This window comes from Aquabacterium sp. (assembly GCF_041915145.1).
Classification (GTDB): Bacteria; Pseudomonadota; Gammaproteobacteria; order Burkholderiales; family Burkholderiaceae_C; genus Aquabacterium.
In genome coordinates, this window is sequence record NZ_JAYSBZ010000140.1 from 1 (window position 1) to 3,451 (window position 3,451).

The 3,451-nt window shown below is 67.1% G+C and carries 3 protein-coding genes and 1 pseudogene; 1 reads left to right on the plus strand and 3 read right to left on the minus strand.

Annotated features, from left to right (window positions below):
* Together ACE3SS_RS15125 and ACE3SS_RS15130 are read right to left on the minus strand one after the other, a co-directional pair.
* Nucleotides 1-490, minus strand: a pseudogene (locus ACE3SS_RS15125) (ferritin-like domain-containing protein); the annotation flags it as partial.
* A gap of 110 nt (nt 491-600) precedes the next feature.
* A complete protein-coding gene (locus tag ACE3SS_RS15130) occupies nt 601-1,566 on the minus strand; it encodes a MerR family transcriptional regulator (RefSeq protein ID WP_374595373.1) in 966 nt (321 codons plus the stop codon).
* Nucleotides 1,567-1,640: 74 nt separating this feature from the next.
* Between ACE3SS_RS15130 and ACE3SS_RS15135 the strand changes: the two genes are divergently transcribed.
* Nucleotides 1,641-2,246 (plus strand): glutathione peroxidase, encoded by a 606-nt coding sequence (locus tag ACE3SS_RS15135; protein WP_374595375.1) that lies wholly within the window; start codon nt 1,641-1,643, stop codon nt 2,244-2,246.
* 249 nt (nt 2,247-2,495) lie between these two features.
* Here the strand turns inward: ACE3SS_RS15135 and ACE3SS_RS15140 are convergent.
* On the minus strand, nt 2,496-3,451 hold a 956-nt coding region (locus ACE3SS_RS15140; RefSeq protein ID WP_374595377.1), incomplete at its 5' end, for a DUF1501 domain-containing protein.

Sequence of the window (3,451 nt, forward strand, 5' to 3'; positions counted from 1 at the left end):
GCAGGTAGGCGCCGCCGTGGCGGGCTTCGTCCTTGGCGAGGGTCTCGTAGATGGCCTTGATGACCGGCTCGGTGTGCCATTCGGCGGCGCAGCGATACCAGTGGTTGAGGCGGATCTCGCCGCAGAAATGCAGCATCAGCGTTTCGAGCGCCGGGGCCGGGTCGAACTCGAAGCGCACCTCTTGCAGCTCTTGCTCGGTGGGCACGAGATCGGGGCGGAAGCGGCGCAGGTATTCCATCAGCACCAGCGAGTGCTTCTGCTCTTCGAAGAACCACACGCTCATGAAGCCGCAGAAGTCGGCGTCGGTGTTGTTGTCGCGCAAGAACATCTCGGTGGCCGGCAGCGCCGCCCACTCGGTGATGGCGTTCATCTTGATGGTCTGGGCCTGCTCGTCGGTCAGCCGGCTGGCGTCGAACCGATCCCACGGGATGTCGGTGTCCATGTTCCAGCGGACAGCCTCGAGCTGCTTGAAAAGTTCGGGAAATAGCATGGGCCCCTCCAAAATAGACAACCGTCAATTTTAGACGCCAGTTTGTTGCGGCATCGTGGCACCGGCAAGAGACCCCGCAAGCGACCCTGCAAGCGGCACGCCGGGCGTGCTCAGACGCAGACCTGATGCTGGTCGCGCCAGCGGTCGGTGAGGGTTTCGATGTCGGTGGGCTGCGTCAGCACCTGCACCCCTTGAATGGGCTGCTTGAGTGATTTGATGTGAGTGCTTGCTACCCACAATTCGACCGATGGATCGAGCCGATTGCGCAGATCGAGCAAGGCCAGGCGCAGCGGAGCCTGCCCGCCGTCGGCGCTGAAGCAGATGCCGACGATGTCGGCGCGGTGGCCGCTGGCGGCCTCGGCGATGTCCGGCACCGGCACCTGCTGGCCGAGGCTGAGGCATTCGACGCCGTGCAGCGTCGCCAAGCCTTGCATCATCAGCCGACCCAGCCCGCGCGACTCATTGGGCAGGGTGGCCAGCACCATGCGGGGGCGGGCGTCGGCCGGCGGAGGGGGCAGCGCCGCCAGCTCTTGACGCAGGGCGTTTTCGAGGCACTCGCGGGCCCACAGCTCCTGGTAGCGCTGCAGGGCGCCGCGCAGCCGGGCGGCGTGCATCTCGTTGAGCAAGGGCCCGGCCACGTCGAAGATGAAGGCATGCAGACCGCCTCGCGCGGCGGCCCGGCTGAGATCGCGACGCAAGCCGTGCGCGTCCAGCGCCTGGACATGCTCGAGCAGGCGGTGCAATTCGCGCTGCTGCGTCGCGGGCGACGGGGTCGCAGCGCGGGGGTGCGCCGGGTCGAAGGGCTGGTTGAGCCGCTCGATCAACTGGCGCAACTGGGCCGCCGGCTGGGCGACGACGCGCCCCGGGCGGTGGCCCGCGTCGAGCAAGCGCCTGATCAGGCGCAGCTTTTCGAGCTGCTCGAACGGATACAGGCGCTCGCCCTGGGCATCGCGCTGCGGAGTCGGGAAGCCGTAGCGACGTTCCCACACGCGCAAGGTGTCTTTGCTCAGCCCCGTGTCCCGCTCGACGGCCGAAATGGGTAGGCTGATTGGCGCGCCAGACGTCGGGCCGCTCATGACGAGGCAACCCGATGGGCCGCGAGGCGGTCGGCAAGCTGAACAGTGATCAACATCAACATGCGAGAAACGACGTGAGAAATTCGCTGAAACAAGGGCTGATCGGCGCGGCCTGGGTGATCTTGAGCGCGGCAACGTGTCCGACCCTCGCCGCGCCGGCTTGCCCCGCCGTGCTGCGCCACACGCTGGCCCGCTTGCAAGACGAAAAGCCGCAGGATCTGTGCCAGTACGCCGGCCAGGTCGTGCTGGTGGTCAACACCGCCAGCTATTGCGGTTTCACCCCGCAATACAAGGGGCTGGAGGCACTGTACGACCGCTACCGCGCCCGGGGGCTGGTGGTGCTGGGCTTTCCGTCCAACGACTTCGCGCAGGAGCCCGGCGACGGCCAGCGCATCGCCGAGTTCTGCCAGAACACCTACGGCGTGAAGTTCCCGATGTTCGTCAAATCGAGCGTGCGGGTGAACGTGAAGTCGCCCGCGCCCGACGCCAACCCGCTGTTCGTGGATCTGGTGCGCCGCACCCGCGCCGTGCCGAGCTGGAACTTCAACAAATACCTGATCTCGCGTGACGGCACGAGCGTGGCCCACTACGGCACCACCATCTCGCCCGACGACGCCGGCTTCGTCAAGGACATCGAACGGTTGCTCAGCGCCCCGGTTCCCCCGGACGCTCAACGTTGAATTGTAAATAAGGGTAACCACCTCCGTAAAGGGCGGAACCTTCCGCGCGCCAGACCGTCTGACATTCTGTGAGCCCGTTGTTGGCGCTTGCTGTTTACTCCGCTCCTTGAACCCAGAAGCCGGTCAGCCTGGCTGATCAACGCCTCGGAGGGCCTCCTCCTCCTTCCCCTCTTGCCTCCGGGGTGCTTCTGGGTTCCTCCTTTTTCTTCCCCGCTGTCCCCGTCCGTTCTTGTCGCGTGGTTTGTCTCGTCAGACCAGGCCGAGGTCTTGCCGCTTCACACCGCTGAAGACGCGGCCCAGCGCGGCATCGTCCAGTCCATACAGGCGGCCAAACAAACCGCCGAAGAGCGCGCGGTATTCGTTCAGCACGGGCCAGTCGCGGTTCTGGAACAACGTTGCCGCAGTCAGGTCGACCTGCTGCCCCAACACCCGCCCGCCGCGCACGCTGCCGCCGAGCACCCAGTAGGCCGTGCCGTGACCGTGGTCGGTGCCCCGGTTGCCGTTTTCGCGGAAGGTGCGGCCGAATTCGCTGATCACCACCACCACGCTGTCGCGCCAGGCCGGGCCCATTTCGTCGGCGTAGCCGGCCAGGCCGCGCCCCAGCTCGCCCAGCCGGCCGGCCAGCGCGCCGCTGGAGCCGCCCTGGTTGACGTGGGTGTCCCAGCCGCCCACATCCACGAAGCCGACGGAGTAGGCCTCGCGCATCATGCGGGCGATGCGGCGGGCCTCGCCTTCGAACCCGGCCGCGGCGATGGCGCCGCGGTTGGCCGCCTGCATCTCGTCGGCCATGCCGGGGCTGCTGGCGCTCATCTCCCGATCGACCTGATCGCGCACCTCGAAGCCTTCTTGCACCGGCGCGGCCATGCGGCGGCCCTGGTACATCTGCGCGATCACGCTGCTTTGCCGGGCATCGAGCCCGGCGCGCTTGACGTTCTTCAGCGCCATGTTCGGCAGCGCCAGGTTGCCGCGCAGCGCCAGCGGCAGCTGATCGGTGAAGGCCATGGCACCCGGCTGACCGCTGGCGTTGCGCGCCCCGCCCAGCTCCACCACCAGCCGGTTCAGAAAGCCCGACTGGTAGTTGCGCGTGCCGCCCAGCGGCTGGCCCAGCTCGATGCTGTCTTGCGTCTCGAAGTGACTGCGCGAGGTGTCGTCGGTGCCGGCAAACGGCACGAAGGCCAACTGCTGCTTCTGCCACAGCGGATACA